General features: G+C 64.7%; 13 protein-coding genes, 1 tRNA gene and 2 pseudogenes. 10 read left to right on the forward strand and 6 right to left on the reverse strand.

Annotated features, from left to right (window positions below; translation table 11 throughout):
• Positions 1-188: 188 nt before the first annotated feature.
• The 10 genes and pseudogenes from G6N56_RS24470 to G6N56_RS24515 all read left to right on the forward strand — a co-directional run bounded on the left by G6N56_RS24470 (position 189) and on the right by G6N56_RS24515 (position 9,421).
• Positions 189-1,559: an FAD-binding oxidoreductase gene (locus G6N56_RS24470; protein WP_085257913.1), complete on the forward strand. Its 1,371-nt coding sequence runs from the start codon at positions 189-191 to the stop codon at positions 1,557-1,559.
• Positions 1,559-3,298, forward strand: coding sequence for an L-lactate permease (locus G6N56_RS24475; protein WP_085257912.1), 1,740 nt, complete (start codon positions 1,559-1,561; stop codon positions 3,296-3,298). Before G6N56_RS24470 ends, G6N56_RS24475 begins: the two co-directional genes overlap by 1 nt.
• On the forward strand, positions 3,298-4,440 hold the full coding sequence (locus tag G6N56_RS24480) for a glycerate kinase (protein WP_085257911.1): 1,143 nt from the start codon (positions 3,298-3,300) through the stop codon (positions 4,438-4,440). Before G6N56_RS24475 ends, G6N56_RS24480 begins: the two co-directional genes overlap by 1 nt.
• The gene (locus G6N56_RS24485) at positions 4,437-5,051 is read left to right on the forward strand and encodes a DsbA family oxidoreductase (protein ID WP_085257910.1); all 615 of its coding nucleotides are present in this window, start codon (positions 4,437-4,439) and stop codon (positions 5,049-5,051) included. The genes G6N56_RS24480 and G6N56_RS24485 overlap by 4 nt, the downstream gene beginning before the upstream one ends.
• A 66-nt stretch (positions 5,052-5,117) precedes the next feature.
• Positions 5,118-5,194 (forward strand) — tRNA-Met (locus G6N56_RS24490).
• Positions 5,195-5,378: 184 nt separating this feature from the next.
• Positions 5,379-5,528: pseudogene (locus G6N56_RS24495) on the forward strand (IS3-like element IS987 family transposase); the annotation flags it as partial.
• Positions 5,529-5,628: 100 nt separating this feature from the next.
• Positions 5,629-6,598: pseudogene (locus G6N56_RS24500) on the forward strand (IS481 family transposase).
• Positions 6,599-7,200: 602 nt separating this feature from the next.
• Complete coding sequence (locus tag G6N56_RS24505) at positions 7,201-7,434, forward strand: hypothetical protein (RefSeq protein ID WP_085257500.1); 234 nt, start codon at positions 7,201-7,203, stop codon at positions 7,432-7,434.
• A gap of 480 nt (positions 7,435-7,914) precedes the next feature.
• Positions 7,915-8,622, forward strand: coding sequence for a GAF and ANTAR domain-containing protein (locus G6N56_RS24510; RefSeq protein ID WP_085257495.1), 708 nt, complete (start codon positions 7,915-7,917; stop codon positions 8,620-8,622).
• Positions 8,623-8,662: 40 nt separating this feature from the next.
• Positions 8,663-9,421, forward strand: coding sequence for a GAF and ANTAR domain-containing protein (locus G6N56_RS24515; RefSeq protein ID WP_085257494.1), 759 nt, complete (start codon positions 8,663-8,665; stop codon positions 9,419-9,421).
• Between the two features lie 5 nt (positions 9,422-9,426).
• On the opposite strand, the gene G6N56_RS24520 is transcribed toward G6N56_RS24515, so the two are convergent.
• From G6N56_RS24520 to G6N56_RS24540, 6 genes are all read right to left on the reverse strand, one after another.
• Entirely contained in the window at positions 9,427-10,230 is an 804-nt protein-coding gene (locus G6N56_RS24520; protein ID WP_085257499.1) for a GAF and ANTAR domain-containing protein, read from the reverse strand.
• 63 nt (positions 10,231-10,293) lie between these two features.
• Positions 10,294-11,928, reverse strand: a complete 1,635-nt coding sequence (locus G6N56_RS24525) for a fatty acyl-AMP ligase (RefSeq protein ID WP_085257498.1) — start codon at positions 11,926-11,928, stop codon at positions 10,294-10,296.
• A 760-nt stretch (positions 11,929-12,688) separates the two neighbouring features.
• Entirely contained in the window at positions 12,689-13,081 is a 393-nt protein-coding gene (locus tag G6N56_RS24530) for a hypothetical protein (protein ID WP_085257493.1), read from the reverse strand.
• Between the two features lie 1,397 nt (positions 13,082-14,478).
• Complete coding sequence (locus G6N56_RS29905) at positions 14,479-14,970, reverse strand: DUF5994 family protein (protein ID WP_408632650.1); 492 nt, start codon at positions 14,968-14,970, stop codon at positions 14,479-14,481.
• A 177-nt stretch (positions 14,971-15,147) separates the two neighbouring features.
• A complete protein-coding gene (locus G6N56_RS24535) occupies positions 15,148-15,615 on the reverse strand; it encodes a DUF5994 family protein (RefSeq protein ID WP_085257491.1) in 468 nt (155 codons plus the stop codon).
• Positions 15,616-15,788: 173 nt separating this feature from the next.
• The gene (locus G6N56_RS24540; protein WP_085257490.1) at positions 15,789-16,592 is read right to left on the reverse strand and encodes a transglutaminase-like domain-containing protein; all 804 of its coding nucleotides are present in this window, start codon (positions 16,590-16,592) and stop codon (positions 15,789-15,791) included.
• Between the last annotated feature and the right edge of the window lie 477 nt (positions 16,593-17,069).

Here is a 17,069-nt window from a genome sequence, read left to right on the forward strand (position 1 = left end):
TGTGCACCTGGATCGCCCCGAATAGCGCTTGGCACTCGCCCTTTCCAGGGGTTTTACTGTGACAACGAATGTTGTCTTTGACCGTGGAACGTGACCCATGCCACTATGGCCAGAAGCGAAACACGTATTCCACGATCCGAAATCGAATCACCCGCCGCGACGTTGCCCGCGCAAGAAAAGGATTGCCAATGACGGCACTAGACGAACGCAGCACCGATCTCGTCACCAGCATTCCGAACGTGCCGGTCGTCACCGATCCGGACGTGATCGAAAGTTATCGGCAAGACCGGGCGATGGATCCGGATGCGGGACGGCCGTTCGCCGTGGTGCGGGCCAGGAGCACCGAAGACGTGCAGGCGGTGATGCGTTGGGCCAGTGCGGCCGATGTGCCGGTGGTGCCGCGCGGCGCGGGGTCCGGGTTGTCGGGGGGCGCCACCGCCGTCGACGGAAGCATCGTGCTGACCACGGAGTTGATGCGCGACATCGAGGTCGATCCGGTGACGCGCACCGCTGTCGTCCAGCCCGGGCTGATGAACGCGGAAGTGAAGCGGGCGGTCGCCGAGTACGGCCTCTGGTACCCGCCGGATCCATCCTCGTTCGAATTCTGCTCCATCGGCGGTAATGCCGCGACCAACGCCGGCGGTCTTTGTTGCGTGAAGTACGGGGTGACAACCGATTACATCCTTGGCCTGGAGGTCGTCCTCGCCGATGGAACGACGGTGCGGCTCGGCGGACCCCGGCTCAAGGACTCGGCCGGACTGTCGCTCACCAAGCTCTTCGTGGGAAGCGAGGGAACGCTCGGCGTCATCACGGAACTGACGCTTCGCCTGCTGCCGCCGCAGCCGCCCGCAAGCACCGTGGTGGCGTCGTTCTCGTCGGTGCACGACGCCGCGGAGGCGGTCTGCGCCGTCACGCGGGTGATGCGGCCGGCGATGCTCGAATTCATGGACCACGCCTCCATCTCCGCAGTGGAGAGCCACCTCAAGATGGGCCTGGACCTACAGGCCCACGCGATGCTCATCGCCCAGTCGGACGCTACCGGCGAGCGCGATAAGGAGATCGCGTTCATGGCGGAGGCGTTCGAGCGCCACCACGCCACCGATGTCTTCACCACCGACGACCCCAAGGAGGGCGAAGCCTTCACCGCGGCAAGGCGATTCGCCATCCCGGCCGTCGAGCGGCTCGGCCACCTCCTGCTGGAGGACGTCGGGGTGCCCCTGCCCGCGCTACCAGCGCTCATCGAGGGCATCGAGGCGATCGCCGAACGGCGCGACATCGTGTGCGCGGTCATCGCGCACGCCGGCGACGGCAACACCCACCCGATGATCGTGCACGACCCGGCCGACGCCGACCAATCACGGCGCGCACACCTCGCCTTCGGTGAAATCATGGAACTGGCAATCGAACTCGGCGGCACCATCACTGGTGAGCACGGCGTGGGCAGGCTCAAGAAGGCCTGGCTGCCCGAACAGGTGGGTCCCGACGTGATGGACCTGAGCCGGCGCATCAAGCGCGCGCTGGATCCGCAGAACATCCTCAATCCCGGGGCGGTGCTGTGATGTTCCAGCCCGACTTCACCCCCGTCGCGCATTCGCTGGGCTGGAGCGCCGCCGTCGCCGCGCTGCCGCTGCTCGTGGTGTTCGTGCTCCTCGGCGGGCTGAAGGTGCGCGCGCCGTTAGCCGCCGCCTTCGGCGTCGCGACTGCCGCCCTGATCGCCGGGCTCGTCTACCACATGCCCGTGGGGCAGGTCGCGGACTCGGCAGTTCTCGGCTTCGCGTACGGCATGTTCCCGATTATGTGGTTGGTACTCAACGCAATCTGGGTTTACAACCTGACGGTGGCGACCGGCTATCTCGGCGTGCTGCGTCGGTCCATGGCGTCGGTCTCGCCCGACCGGAGGATTCAGGCCCTCATCGTCGCCTTTTGTTTCGGCGCCCTCATCGAGGGGTTGGCGGGCTTCGGAACACCGGTGGCAATCACATCGTTGATGCTGATCGCTCTGGGATTCTCGCCGCTGAGGGCGGCGGCGTTGGCGCTGGTGGCCGACACCGCCACGGTGGCATTCGGTGCCGTCGGAATCCCGATCATCACGCTGGGCGGCGTCACCGGTCTGCCCGTCGCTGAGCTCAGTGCGATGGTCGGTCGGCAGACCCCCATCCTGGCCTGCGTCGTGCCCTTCATCCTCATCTTCATGGTTGATCGGCGAAACGGCATCAGGCAGACCTGGCCCGCGGCCGCGGTCGGCGGCGTCACCTACGCCGTCGCCCAGTTTGTCTTGTCCAACTTCTCGGTGGAACTCACCGACATCGCCGCGTCCATCCTCAGTGCCGGCGCCATCGTGGCCCTACTGCGGGTGTGGCAACCCAAGGTCCCGTTGGTCACGACCGGGGATGAAGTCGAAGAGGCCGGAGATGTCGCGGGCACCGGGCAGGTCAGGGACACGGCGAAGGTGACTGAGCCGCCGGTGGCTTCGGGTCACCCGCGCAACGGCCGGGTCGATGTCTTGTCGCCGACGGCCGCCGCGGTCAACGGGGCGGCGGCCGAGGACGTGGTCGACAAGCCGAGGGACGTCATGGTGGCCTACGCGCCGTATCTGATCATCGTCGCGGTGTTCGCGCTGTCGGTGTGGAGACCGGTCGGCACCGCCCTCAAGCACGGCGGCACCAGTTTCCGATGGCCCGGGCTACACATCGCCAACGCCGCACACAAAGCTTCCGCGGTGACCGTCTTCAAATTCGACTTCCTCTACAGCGCAGGCACATTGCTGCTCCTGTGCGGGCTGCTCAGCATGCTCGTGCTACGCGCCTCGGCTCGCCAGGGGGTGCAGGCCTACGTACGCGCTGTGACCCAGCTGCGCACCGCCACGCTGACCGTCGGGCTGGTGCTGGCGCTCGCCTACCTGATGAACTTGTCCGGCCAGACAACGACATTGGGTCTATGGATTGCCGGGGCCGGTAGTCTGCTGGCGGTGTTCTCGCCGATCATCGGCTGGATCGGGGTGACCATCACCGGTTCCGACACCTCGGCGAACTCGCTTTTCGGCGCGCTACAGGTCAGCGCAGCCAACGCCGCCGGCCTCAACCCCGTGCTGCTGGCGGCGGCGAACTCGTCCGGAGGGGTGATCGGAAAGATGCTCTCGCCCCAGAGTTTGGTCATTGCGACCGCCGCGGTGCAGATGAAGGGTAAGGAGGGAGACCTGTTCCGCAAGGTCTTCAAGTGGAGCATGCTCCTGCTTGCCCTGATGTGCATCCTGGTGTACCTGCAAAGCACGTCGTGGCTCGGGTGGATGGTCGTTTGATGGCAGGCCACATCGTGCTGGCGCCGGACAAGTTCAAGGGCTCGCTGACGGCCCAGCAGGCCGCGCGGGCGATGGCGCAGGGCGTGTGGCGCGCAGACCCCACGGCAACCGCGATCGCCTGTCCGGTGGCCGATGGTGGGGAGGGGACCCTCGATGCCGTGGTGGCGGCGGGATTCGAACGGGTCCCCGCCCGTGTCGCGGGTCCCACTGGTGCGGCGGTCGACACCGCTTACGCCCGGATGGGCGTGCGCGCGATCGTCGAGATGGCCGACGTGTGCGGGCTGCAGCGGCTGCCCTCGGCGACTCCGGCGCCCATGACCGCTACCAGCTACGGCTTGGGAAGCGTTGTGGCGCAGGCGCTCGACGACGGATGCCGCGATATTGTGATCACCCTTGGTGGCAGCGCGAGCACCGACGGCGGTGCCGGCATGCTGATGGCCCTGGGCGCGCGGGTACTCGATGACGACGGCAGCCCCGTCGGCCCGGGCGGTCGCGGTTTGGCCGAGGCCGCCCGGCTGGACCTGAGTGGGCTGCACCCGGCCGTCAGCGAATGCGCCTTCACGCTCGCCGCCGACGTTGACAGCCCACTCTGTGGACCGCACGGCGCCGCAATCGTTTACGGGCCGCAGAAGGGCGCCGAGGGGGACCAGGTAGTGGCGCTCGACCGCGCCCTGTGCCGGTGGGCGGACGTCGTCGACGTCGCGACACGAACCGACTGCCGGCAAGCACCCGGCGCCGGGGCCGCCGGCGGGGTCGGGTTCGCCGCGGTGGCCGTGCTGGGCGCACGCATGCGGCCGGGCATTGAGATGGTGCTCGATCTTGTGGGGCTCGACCGAAACCTCCTGGGTGCCAAGGTCGTCGTGACCGGCGAAGGATCGCTCGACCTTCAGTCTCTGCGCGGCAAGGCACCCATTGGCGTCTCGCGGCGCGCCCACAAGCATGGCGTCCCCGCCTTCGCCGTCGCCGGCGTCTCGACACTCACCAGCACTCAGGCCCGCGCGGCTCGCTTCGCGGCCGTCCGCACCCTGCACGAGATCGAGCCCGATCTGCAGCGCTGCACCACGCATGCCGCCGACCTGCTCAGCATCGTGACCGAACGGCTGATCCGTGAATCCACGCCGCACGAGGGAGAGAACACATGAGTGAGATCTATTACGACGAGCGGTACACGGTGTTGCATTGGTACGACTTCGTCTGTCCTTTCTCTTACATCGGGCAAGCCAGGACACCGCTGCTCGCCGAGGCGGGTTTCAACGTCGTGGAGTTGCCATTCCAAGCGCATCCGGCCATGCCCCGCGGCGGTCTCCCGGTGCGGCCGGGGTACGGATCCAGGCACACCGCCATCGAGCGCGAGGCCGAGGCGGTGGGGTTCGAGTTGCGCTGGCCGCGGCGGATACCGCACAGCCGACGCGCATTGGCGGCCGCCGAGTGGGTCCGGCGCCATCAATTCGATGCGTTCGACGACGTCCGCCGCGCCCTGTTCGACGCCCACTTCGTCCGGGGCGAGGACATCGACGATCCGGCGGTCATCGATCGACATGTGGGGATGGCCGGGGTCGACGTGGGCCGGCTGCGCGCCGCCCTGGCCGACGGCAGCGCGGTGGCGGCGGTCGCCCAGGCCGAGTGGGTGGGCCGTCAGGCCGGCGTCGACGGCACCCCCGCGTGGATGGTCGACGGGCGTCCGATCATCGGTCTGCAGCCGGCGGAGGCGTTTCGGCGCCTCGCCCCGGCGACCGCGCGCGCATGTTGGTGAGACGGCGCTGGTCAGCGCGCGATTTGGTCGCCGCGACCAAGGTTCGGTAACCTGGCATTTACCCAACGCGGGGTGGAGCAGCTCGGTAGCTCGCTGGGCTCATAACCCAGAGGTCGCAGGTTCGAATCCTGTCCCCGCTACCAGCGGAAATGGCCCTCGGAGGAGACTCCGGGGGCCATTTTCATCGCCGTCGCGAACACTTTCGGGAGCATTAGCACCGCTAATCGTCAGCTGTCGTGTTCGCTGGGGTCAGGGGTCACCGATCAAAGGCCGCGGCCTGCTCGGCGGCGTCGCGGTCATCGGTTCGGATCACGTGGGCATCGGCCGTACAAGACCGGGTTGATCAAACCGCGTCAAGCCTCGCGCAGGGCCGAAGAAGTCGAACTCGCCACCGCCGAATGGGTCCACCGGTTCAACCACAGCCGGCTCTACGAATACCGCGGCGACATCCCACCCATCGACAACACCAGAAACTAGCTGTCGTGACCCGGGAGGTTGTTAACGGCGTGCCTGCTTGAAAGTGGGAGGACCTCCTGACGGAGTGGATGTGTCTGGCATTCACCCGTAGGAGGTCCTTGTGTCTCACGCTAACGCCCGTACCAATGTGTTCGCTCGTCGGTTGATCGTTGAGCGTGTCGCCGCTGGGTGGCCGGCCGCGCGTGTGGCTGAGCAACTGGGGATTTCGCGGGCAACGGTGTACAAGTGGCTGCGCCGATATGCCCAGGGCGGCAATCCTGCGTTGGCCGACCGTTCGTCACGGCCGATCCGGATGCCCAACCGCACGAGCTATCAGGTCGAGCAGAAGGTGCTCGCCGCCCGCCGACGCCGTAAGCGCGGCGCTGTGGTGCTGGCCGCCGAACTCGGTCTGACTCCTTCGACGGTTGGGCGGATCCTGGCGCGCCACCAGATGCCGCATCTGAGTGCGATCGACCCGATCACCGGCGCGGCGGTGCGCTGCTCTCGACGCAGCCCCAACCGCTACGAACACCCCACGCCGGGGGCCATGGTTCATGTCGACGTCAAAAAGCTCGGCCGCATCCCCCCCGGTGGTGGGTGGCGGCTGCACGGCCGCCACGCCGCGGTCTCAGTAGCCCACCGGCACAAGAAGACCAAGATCGGCTACGACTACGTCCACACTGCCATCGATGACTACACCCGGCTGGCCTACAGCGAAGTGCTCCCCGATGAGAAGGACCCGACGTGCGCTGGGTTTCTCCACCGGGCACTGGCCTGGTTCACCGCCCACGGCGTGCGTGCGTCGGCTACTGACCGACAACGCATTGGTCTACCGACGCGGCACCGACTGGGGCTGGGTTTGTTCGGCCTGGCAACTCAAACGCCGATTCACCCAACCCGGCTGTCCCTGGACCAACGGCAAAGCAGAACGTTTCAACCGCACCCTGCTCAACGAATGGGCCTACGCCCGCCCCTGGACCAACAACACCCTGCGCAGACGCGGCCTTGACCAATTCCTTCGCCACTACAACACTCGACGAGGCCACTCCGCCCTCGGCGGACAACCACCGATCAGCCGACTCGCTGCCTGACAACAACGTGTCAGGTCACGACAACTAGCCGCCGGCTGAGTTCTCAGATCCCAAAGTCTCCGACTTACCCGGGCGGCCCTCGGCGAGGGTGTATCGAAGGATGTTTAAAACGCCTGTGCACCTTGGCTATTCAGCCGATGACGGTGATGTCGCACTCGTCAGCCAGCTAGGGCGGAAGCGGCGCATCGGTCGGTCAAAATCGTTAAATCGATCGTCACGGTCGGCTGCTCTCGATGAGCTCGCTGTTGGTCACCCGCAATCGAGGGAGGCCGGCGCGGTGCAGCCGGGCCACCAAAGTCGTTCTTGGGCATCACCGTCAAGCGCACCATCGGCAGTGGCGCCTTGCGTAGGATCCGCCGCACTCTGGATCGGCACATCGCGGAATACCGCTTTCCGACAGCGCGCCGCGCACATGATCGCACCGTAGAGCGTGGGAACAACTACGCCGCTGCCTATGACGGGGCGAAAACGGCGGGACACGGCGCTGCTCGAGGACATGCACAAGCCGTGTTAAAGGGGGCGGCACTTGCCTATCTGACCCCAACTTTCGGCGCGGGGCGCGAATCGAGGGTACTGTGATGACAACAGACGGGACCGGTGGCATGGGCATACAGAACTGGCGTGACGCACCCCAAATTCATCCGTCGCAGATCCGGGTTGGCGACGTAATCGGCACGATGAAGGCCACAGATTTGCGCTACACGGTCAAGCTCATCAGCGGCCCGCAGACGACTCCACGGCAGTGGACATTTTTCGGCCGCGACAACGAGGGCCAGCAGCACACGGGGACGTACGGAGAAGACGAGTTAGTTCGCAGGTATGCCAAAGCATCATGACAACGCCCTCGAACCCACCCGGGTCCAGTGCTTCCAGGTCTACAACGCATGGGTCAGATGGGTCGTGGGTTCAACGGCCGTCCGGGCCGTCGTTTCGCTTTGACGCTTGTGAGATAGCCGTGAAGGCCGCGACGCGAGTCGGCTATCGGCCGAGCTTTGAGAGCAATCGGACCGCCGCTTAGCCCGTATGGAGCGAGAGCCCCGCTTCGTCCCATCAGCGCCCCGGTGCATCAGCCAACCGCGGTCGGCCCTATGGCAACGTCGCCGGTCATGCTGCGGCACAACCGAACTTCTTTAGCGTTCGCGCCTGGCTACGTGGGCTCTCGCGGTTGCTCTCTCCGCTCTGCCCCATGAGAGCGGAACGGTCCTGTGGCAGCAGCGGTACGCTCGTCAAAGCCCTCGAACTAGAAAAGGTGGAGGGATGCTAATGCCGAGACCCCCTGGCGCTTCAGCATCGGGCCGAACCGTGTTCGGTTAAATGTGGCGGGCCACGAGCAGCTGCTCGCCGCCGTTGACGGTCGGCACGGGGTAGAAGCCGCCGACTCTCTGTGCCACGCTTGCGTGGTCTTCCTCGAGGTTGACGCAGCGGCTATTTCGCTCGTCTTCGACGGCGCTAACAGCGGGACACTGGGATCCAGCAGCCCGTCCGCGCGCATATACGACGAATTGCAGTTCACGCTCGGCGAGGGACCGTGCCTGGATTCTGTCACGCGGCGGATTCCGATTCTGGTCGTCGACCTCGCCGATCCCGGCGAGGCTAGGTGGGCCGCCTACGGGCCCGCCATGCTCGCTCATGGCATCAGAAGCGTTTATGCGATACCGGTCGTCGTGGCCGGCGAATTCGTCGGCGCCCTCGACCTGTTTCGTGCGCAGCCCGGCCCACTGCCGGACGAGGATTTGGTCGGCGCGGTCGCCGCCGCGGAGCTTGCGGGCATCCCACTCCTCGACCTCCTGGACGCCGACCTGCAGGCGGCCGTGGCTGACCCCAACAGCAATGCCTGGGCCGAACTCAACATGCTGAGCCGTTCGGAGGTCAGCCAGGCCACCGGAATGCTCGTCGCCCAGCTGGGGGTCGAGCCGGCCGAGGCCCTTGTCCGCCTGCGCGCTCACGCTTACGCCACCGGCCGCAGCGCCACCGACGTCGCCCGCGACATCCTCGAGCGCCGGGTGAAGCTCGAGGCCGACTGATGCGCTCGCATAGGCAGGAACAGTCCGGGAAGGAGGCACTGTGACTGACACTCCCCGTGAAACCCGCGTGCTGGACGCCGTCGTCTCGCTCGTGGACAGCCTGCTCGACGACTTCGATGTCGTCGACCTGCTGACCGACCTCACCGAGCGATGTGCCGAGCTGCTCGACATCGAGGCCGCGGGATTTCTGCTCGCCGACCCGCTGCACCAGCTCCGGTTGCTGGCCGCCACCTCGGAGCAGGCCCGCGAACTCGAACTCTTCCAGCTGCAAGCCGACGAAGGCCCATGCGTGGACTGCTATGTCACGGGTCGACCGGTTTCCGTCGCCGACGTCCAACGGGTCGCGGGGCGGTGGCCGCGGTTTGTCCCCGCCGCGATCGGGGCGGGCTTCGCCTCCGTGCACGCCGTTCCGATGCGCGCCGCCGGCATCGTCTTGGGCGCGCTGGGTTTGTTCGGTACTCGCCCGGGCGAGCTCAGTGAGGCCGACCTGCTCGTCGGCCAGGCCCTGACTCACATCGCATGCGTCGCGATCCTGGCGGAACATCCGCCCACACCCGCTACCGTCATGCCGCAACTACGCTCCGCACTGACCAGCCGCGTGATCATCGAGCAGGCCAAAGGCTTCCTCCGTGAAGCGTTGGGTGTGTCCGTGGAGGAGGCGTTCCACCTGTTGCGCACCTACGCGCGGGCCAAACGCAAACACTTGACCGACGTCGCCCGCAGCTTGATGACCGATCGGGATTCCCGCCCGCTGCTGCTGGCGGAGTTGACCGAACTCGCGGCCGCGCCACCGCGATAACCGGTTCAGCGATGCCGTGCGCGGGCGCGCCGCACGGCCTCTTCGACCAGCCGTTCGGCGACGACGTTCAGCTTGACGTTCTCGGTCTGGCTGATATGGGCGAGCCGGCCGAAGGCCTCCTCGGCGCTGCTGCCCGATCTGCTGCGGATGATGCCGATCGCCTGATCGATCACTGCGCGGCTGTCCAACGCGCGCTGCAATCGCATCGTCCGTTCCTGGGCGTTGGCTAGCAACTGCGCGTTGCGCACCGATACCGCGGCGGGCCTGGCGAACTGGGACCCCAACCGCACCGCGTGCTCGCCGAAGGCGTCGCGGCTTTTGGCGTAGGCATTGATCGCACCGATCACCTGGTCGCCGACGATCAACGGCAGCGCGAGCGCGGAATGCACGTGCATCCGGGCTACCCGGCCACCGAAGTGCGGCCAACGATTGTCACTGCCAAGCGATCCGCTCACTGCGGGCCGCCCCGACTGCATGCATGTTATGCATGGCCCCTCGTGCAGTTCGTCGTACTGAACGGTGTCGATCTCGTGCACGAGTACCGCTGTCGCCGCCCAGGTCTGGACGCTGTGTATGCCGCACCTCGGGTCGATCAATGCCACGCCCACACCGTCTGCGCGGGGAATCGCCTGGGCGGCGAATTCCGCCACGTCCCCCAGGATGTCGATCACTCCTTGGGCGCCGGCCACAATCCCGGACACTCCGCGGAGCCCGGCATACAATTCGGCCTCGTCTGCTTCCCGTTGGGTGGGGGAGGGTTCGGATTGTGCCGGCGCTTTGCGACCGGGCTGGGCGTCGAAGTCGGCCAACATCCCCTCCTCCCCGTGCACCCTTGGTAACCGACAAACTTACTCTTCGCCGCCTCCGAGTAGTCAGTCGAGGAGCGCCAACGCGTGTGCGCGCCGCAGCTTCCCCGACGGCGTCTTGGGGATCATTCCCGGCTCGAGCACGACCACGTTGCGGGGCCGGACATCGACCTCGGCGACCACCTCGTGGGCCACTTGATGCTCGATACGGCGTACCTCGGCGGGGTTCTGCCAGTTATTGGACTCCACAGCGACAGCGAACGTCTCTCGTGGGTGTCCGGCATCCAGGCGCACGGCCGCGGCGCAGCCGGGGCGGACCCCCGAGACGCGCCCGGCGGCGCGTTCGATGTCGGTCGGGTAGATGTTGCGGCCGGCCATGATGATCACGTCCTTGACCCGGCCGCAGACCACGACACGTCCGGTCTCGGTGAGGTAGCCCAGATCGCCCGTGTCATACCACCCTTGGTCATCTTGCGCCGCAACGAAACCGCCCATCGTCGCATAGCCCAGCGCCACTGGTTCGCCGCGCACCTGAATCACCCCGACACCCCGGGCCGGCAGGATGTCGCCATCTTCGTCGACGACGCGGGCCTCCAGCCCCCTCAGCAGACGGCCGAGCGTGGCTAGCCGACGGGTTTTTCCTTTGGTCGCCGGAACGGCTCGATGCAGCATGGCGAGCAGGTCGGCGTCGATCTCATCGACCACCAGGCCTTCGCCGCACTCGGAGAAAGACACCGCCACGGTCGTCTCGGCCATGCCGTAAGCCGGCAGGATCGCCTCCGGGCGTAACCCGAACGGCTTGCCGGCTTCGCAGAGTTCTTCGACGTCGGCGGGTTCGACCTGTTCGGCGCCCGACAGTGCCCATCGCAGCGTGGACAAGTCGAACTGGCCGGGCCGGGCCAGCTTGCGAAGGCGTCTGGCGAACAGCTTGTAGGCGAAATTCGGCGCCGCCGTCATCGTGCCCTTGTACTTGTCGATGAGCTTGGCCCACAGCAGGGTGTCGCGCAGGAAGTCCATCGGAGTTACCTTGACCAGCTCGGCGCCGAAATACATTGGCACGGTTAAGAAGCCCGTCATGCCCATGTCATGGAACAACGGCAGCCAGCTCACGATCACGTCGGTGTCGATGTCGACGCTTGCGCCGATGAACATTGCCTCGGCGTTGGATACCACGTTGCGATGGGTGATCTGTACGGCCTTGGGCGACCCGGTGGACCCCGACGTCAACTGCAGCAGCGCGATGTCGTCGTCATCGGTCTCGACCGGATCGACCGGGCTGCTGTCGAGTAACTGCTCGACGATCAGCACTCGCACACCGAGCTGAGACAGCAATGGGGCCGCGGCCATAAACGGGTCGGAGATGACCATTGTCTTGGCGCCGATCATTCCAATGACGGCGGTGGTTTCCATGGTCCAGCGCTGAAGATCGGTGCGCGGCGTGGGCTGGTGGAGCATGGTCAGGCTGGCGCCGCGCATCCAGATACCTTGCCCCGCCGGTGCGATCTCGGCCGGGGCGCCGGCCAGCACAGGGATGGCGTCACCGCGCCCGACGCCGGCTGCGGCCAAGCCACCCGCGATCCGACGGGCCCGCTCGTGCACCTCGCCCCAGGTATGCCGGACGGGACAGTTCGGCTCCCCGGTGACCAGGCCTTTCGAACTGGACTGGGCGGTGCCGTACATCGTTTCGGTGAATCTGCTCAAGACCATTCCTTTTCTCCGGCGCGGCGCCGCAATTGGCCTCCGGCCGTGAATCGCGGCGTCGAGTGAGGGACGCGCACGCACGAGTGAAGCCTGTGCGTCGGTGTCGAGCCGCGAGGCTTGGACCGAGATTGCGGGAGCGCCAACACCGCTGGTGCCACTGCGACACGATGCCGCCCGCCCGGAAGCAGGCCGACTGTGACTGCAGCGGCAGAGCGTGCCCCCTCAGCAGCGGAATCTGTCACGGGCAGCGCGAACGTACAACCCTTTGACTGTCGGATTAACCGTATCTGCAGACACGTTACGGCGGGGACCTGGTACCGGTCGCCACCGGACGTTTCCGGGAGGCTGCGGAGTCAACCGCAATAAACCATACCCCATGGGGCGTACTCGGAATGCTGAACGCGGTGACCGTACGGACTGCCACGTGGCGGGCGCCGGAGGTGGTCACCGCTCCGGCCGCTCAGTTACCGCCGCGGCCACACCGCCCTGGGCGGGTAACTAGCCCGGGAGGCGCAGCGTTGTTGTTGCTGACCCCATTAGCTCGTCAGGAAGTGAGTTTGGCTAATACGGGTGTCTACCCTTTTCGTTCGAGACAGCATGCCCACCTCGCTCATCATGCTGGAAATCCGTAGGGCCGCCAGACCTGCGCCCGCAGAGGGAACCGCAGAAGCGTTGATCATGAGCGACTCTGGCACCGCGGTCACGGCGTGCCCCGTTTCGCCCCGTCGACGTCGAAGTTTGCCTTGGCGGAAAGTTGCTTTCAGGTGACCGACCAGCCAAACGACTCGGGCGGCTCCTCGTGCCACATACTCGCGGTTTGGAGGATGCGTTCGGCGACAGCGTCAATGGACGCTCGAGCGCTGTCGCCGCCATTGACGCCGCCTTGCGGAATCGGGAAAATGAATCGGCCGTTCTTGCCCCATTGCCAGACCGCAGAGAAGTCTTCGCGGCCGAGGGGCCTGAAGATGACTTCGGTTCGTGCATCTTTGAGGACGACTTCGAGCCAAGTGGCATACACAACCCAATCACCACTGATCAGGTGCGGCTCGTTGTTGACGTGGACCTCCCCTGCAGCACCCAGTCTTGTCCGAAGGGCCTGCGCGAGGGGCTGCATCAGCTCGTGCTCAAATTGGTCTGCTTGGTCTTTTTTCATTCCGCTCCTTGGTCAGCCGTTGGAAGCTCGCTGCACTGGTCCGACCCGAGAAGTTGACGCATGACGGCAGCTTTCAGGTGCTGCCGATTTGCTGCCGATAGGTCTGGCAGGTATGGCCCATTCAGCGATGTCATGTCCTCGACGGACGACCGCACTGGTGCGAGCTGGAGGATTCGGCCGCAACCATATGCCGCATACCGCTGCAGCGAGATCTATTCGTGGCTTCACCGCTGGTCTTTCGCCTGACCCGGATCCAATGATCCCCGGATGTTTCACAACATGGCTAGGGCCGTAAGTCCCCATCCCGGGTGCCTTACCGACATCGCCATCGCCACCCGACCGCGTGCTGAGCAAGCCAGGCGATGAGAAGGAATAAGCGACCGCCGCGTGCACCGCATCCGCCGCGATCGGGTGTGTTGTTGCTGGTTTTAACTAAGCGGCAGGCCGCACTGGCTGAGTCAGAATCCAAGGCGTTCAGCGGCGTTGGCATGCCGACGTGGCTCCTCAGGCGAACGGCGACTCGTCGTGGCTTTGATGCTGTCCACTTCGCGCGAACGAACGGTGTTACACCTCAGCGTTTCTCGTCACGAACCAATGCCTCGGTGGTGGCAGCGCGGCGCGCGGCCTTGACGTGCTTGGCGGCCCGTTTTTCCTTCAATGACTTTCCGGACTTCTTGCTCATTGCTTGTCGAGGAGACTTATCGGACATCGCTGGCCCTTTTGTTTATGGGGGCCCTGGTTGGTCCCGATTCTCCGACTGTACGCCACGGCCGGGAGTTAGTGGGACCTTCCACGGTCGCACCGACACCTTTGGGCGTGTATCCTCAAAGTAGTTGGAAATCCAGGCAGTCCGGGCTGAGTCGGCCATATGCCGTTGATCGCATCGAGCAACCGCTCACGCCGGGCACCCAAGGTGACCACCTCTGGTTGGGATCACCTTGAAGGCCTTGTTTTAATTTTATCTTTCATGGATTACCCCGGGGCACAGTGATTTTCTGACGCGTCGGGCTTCTGGATTCTGAGTACCGTCGTGCGGTTGTCCGACGGCCCGCCGTCCTCGAATGTCCGTGTCGTCGGACAGCTGGTCAACGGCTCAGCGGTATCCGTCGCAGCATGCGCCGGGTTGCTGAACCGGGGCGACGTCGCCGTCACCCAGCATGAGTATGGCATCTACGGAGGCCGCAACGCTTCGGGACAACTGGCGAGCTGACCCGTCGGAAGGGTCGGCATCGTTACAAATCGGAGGTTTACGCGGAACAGCAAGTCGATGACCGCGAGTTCTTAGCCCGATTCGAGGCACGTCGACATACCCGGGGTCGGGACAGCGCTTTCTAGCATGTAAAACCTAAGAGCCGACAAACAACAGGAGCCTTGTCGCCTAGGAGGACGATGACCGATCAGCGCAAGGAATTTTCGTGTGGATTTAACGGTGCCGATTGCTCCGAGCTCCCGAACCCTGAGGCGCATTTGCGGAGGAGTTGGCGCAACCGTCCCGCATTCATCGGTTCTGCTGAAGTGCAAACCTCACACATAAGGTGTCGGGCCTCCTCTGTAGAGCTCGAAGGCGATAGCACGAACAGCGCCGCGTTGCGAGAATGGGTACCCGCTAGATAGATGGTGTCGCTGAAAACCAGGCGGTATGGATTGAGTGAAACCATCTCGGTCCGACGAATAATTCGTGTAGGCGCGGGCAACCACCCGCTCGGGTCGTAAACGACTCGGTGCACTGTGCCAATCCATAAACCGAATACAGTAAGTAAGTCGGGTAGCTCTGAGCTCAGGTCCAAGCTCTTTGGCCACCAGGCGCCGTCTACGGCGCCGCTTGTATTGTCGCGTCCACATAGCGCTAATCGGGTCGTGCCTGAAGGGGCTGGCGAAGCAAGAGCCACGTGACGCTCCGATCTACTAATTTTGCTATCGCAGATGGCTACTGAACGGGCGGCACACGATATCTACAGCATAGCCCCGTTGTGGGGCGTGACGACGTACGAAATCAGGAGTGGCAATGCATCGGGTGAGCCTTTTTGATTCCCAGTGGTTTTGCGCGATGACTGCCCTGCGCGGGTCTATACCCGGGTCTCCCTTTCTTCCGTGCTGATCATGAGCCCCTCGACGGTCGAGGCATTGCTTGGGCCGGCTGCGGTCATCATGATCGTGTGTGCATGGTCCGGGTCGGCGTGCGGGGAAACCACCAATAGGACGATTTTCTCGCGATTGAGCCCAAGAACTTCGACGGTGTTGACCGGCTGGAGACGATATCCGTCGAGTCGTACCGTTCGTCCCCCTGTCGCCAATTTTGCGGGCGCCTTTGCCCATTCGTTGATGTTGTAGATCACGCGGGCAATCGGGCCGAGTCGAACTGACAGTACGGACAGCAGATCCGGTAGCTCCGCCGTGAGGTCCTCACTGTGGGGCCACCACGCACCGTCGACATACCCGCTCTGGGGCGCCTTGGGCTTTAGCCTCAAGCGGGGCGTGTGCGTGGGTGGGGTATGCCGGTGCCCAGCATTCATCTGGTCTTTTTTCAGCGTCATGGCGACGCTCCCGTCTTGACCGCGATACCGGTCAAATCGTTCGGATCGACGACGACATGGCTTTGAATAGTCAGGTACGAAATATCGCCGATGATTCCCACACTACTCGGATGGTCCAGAAAGAACGAGTGACGGCATGTTGGTTGATCGTCGCAATCAGCCGGTCGGCGTTCTCAACGGATGGAGACGAATTGGTCGATCGAATCTCGGGGTAAGTCGCCGTCAACGACGGCGGTCACCACCAGCTGGTTCAGCGTGATCGCGCCTCTGTGATTATCGAGAAAGGCGGTGTCGGAGGCGTCACGACCGGTGGCGATGCGGACCAGGGTTTGCCGCGGCGCTAGCAGCGTCGCATCGACCACCCGCCATTGCCCCTCGACAAACGCCTCGGCTACCGCGTGAAAGTCCATCGGGTACAAGCCCGGCGCATACACCGACACCAGGCGGGCCGGGACGTTGACCGCACGCAGCAGCGCCACCACCAGATGCGCGTAGTCGCGGCACACACCGGCACCGGAGAGCAGGGTGTCCGCCGCCCCGTCGATCGGATCGCTTGAGCCAGGCACATAGTTCAGTCTGGTTCCCACCCACGAGCTGACGTTCTCCAACAGCGTCGCCGAATCACCGTAGGTGCCGAATTCGGTTGCAGCGAAACCGTAGAACTTATCAGCCTCGGCGTAGCGGCTAGGTCGCAGATACATCGACAGGTCGTATTCGATCACCGGAGCTGGATCAGTCCGACCCACGATCGTCGCCGCGTAGTCGACTTTCAGTGTGCCCACCGCCGCGTCGAACTTATGGATGCGGTTGCCATGTACACCGCTGACTTCCAAGGGCTGGACGGGCCGTCCGTTCAAGACGAAGCGCAGCGATTCCAAGACCTCGGCGCCCGGATGCGGGGCAACAGCAATCTGAAACTCCAGCGTCGTGGGTGCGGTGATTTCGACCTCCATTTCGGCGCCCACTTCGCGTCTCATGGCGTGATCATGCGCCAGTCGTTCCGGATCCGCCAGCCGTGCAGCGGCGCCGGGTCGGTTTGGCGTGCTCCCTGCACATGCGTCCGCCAGACCCGAACGGGGCCCCTGGCGCCGCCAAGATGCCGAAATCGTCGGTGCCACCCCAGTGGATCGTCAGCGCGTCCGCCCCGCCAGGATTCACGTTGCCCAGCAACACCGCCGGCAGTGGTTCACGTTCAATCTTCTATCTGTGCCGCATATGGCATACCCTGGGAGCCAGCGACCGATTTGGGCAGGTTGCGTTCGTAGTCCGTTGCTAGATGGCCGTTGGTGCGCAACTGTGGTGTTAAGCAGTCAGCATCAGGCTGGCCGCCGTCGACTCTTCACTGTGTGTACAAACGCAGCACGTCTCTTCGATAGAGCCGGTAATTTGGCGTGGACCTTCGGTCTTGATAGTCCTTTGCGGGTGAATCACTTTCGTTAGGGGTTGCTCGATCC

Source organism: Mycobacterium saskatchewanense, from assembly GCF_010729105.1.
Lineage (GTDB): Bacteria > Actinomycetota > Actinomycetes > Mycobacteriales > Mycobacteriaceae > Mycobacterium > Mycobacterium saskatchewanense.

Coding starts and splice junctions, on each gene's coding strand:
- G6N56_RS24480 (WP_085257911.1), top strand. CDS start 3,298: ATGGCAGGCCACATCGTGCTGGCGCCGGACAAGTTCAAGGGCTCGCTG.
- G6N56_RS24505 (WP_085257500.1), top strand. CDS start 7,201: ATGGGCATACAGAACTGGCGTGACGCACCCCAAATTCATCCGTCGCAG.
- G6N56_RS24540 (WP_085257490.1), bottom strand. CDS start 16,592: ATGAGACGCGAAGTGGGCGCCGAAATGGAGGTCGAAATCACCGCACCC.
- G6N56_RS24485 (WP_085257910.1), top strand. CDS start 4,437: ATGAGTGAGATCTATTACGACGAGCGGTACACGGTGTTGCATTGGTAC.
- G6N56_RS24475 (WP_085257912.1), top strand. CDS start 1,559: ATGTTCCAGCCCGACTTCACCCCCGTCGCGCATTCGCTGGGCTGGAGC.
- G6N56_RS24535 (WP_085257491.1), bottom strand. CDS start 15,615: ATGACGCTGAAAAAAGACCAGATGAATGCTGGGCACCGGCATACCCCA.
- G6N56_RS24470 (WP_085257913.1), top strand. CDS start 189: ATGACGGCACTAGACGAACGCAGCACCGATCTCGTCACCAGCATTCCG.
- G6N56_RS24530 (WP_085257493.1), bottom strand. CDS start 13,081: ATGAAAAAAGACCAAGCAGACCAATTTGAGCACGAGCTGATGCAGCCC.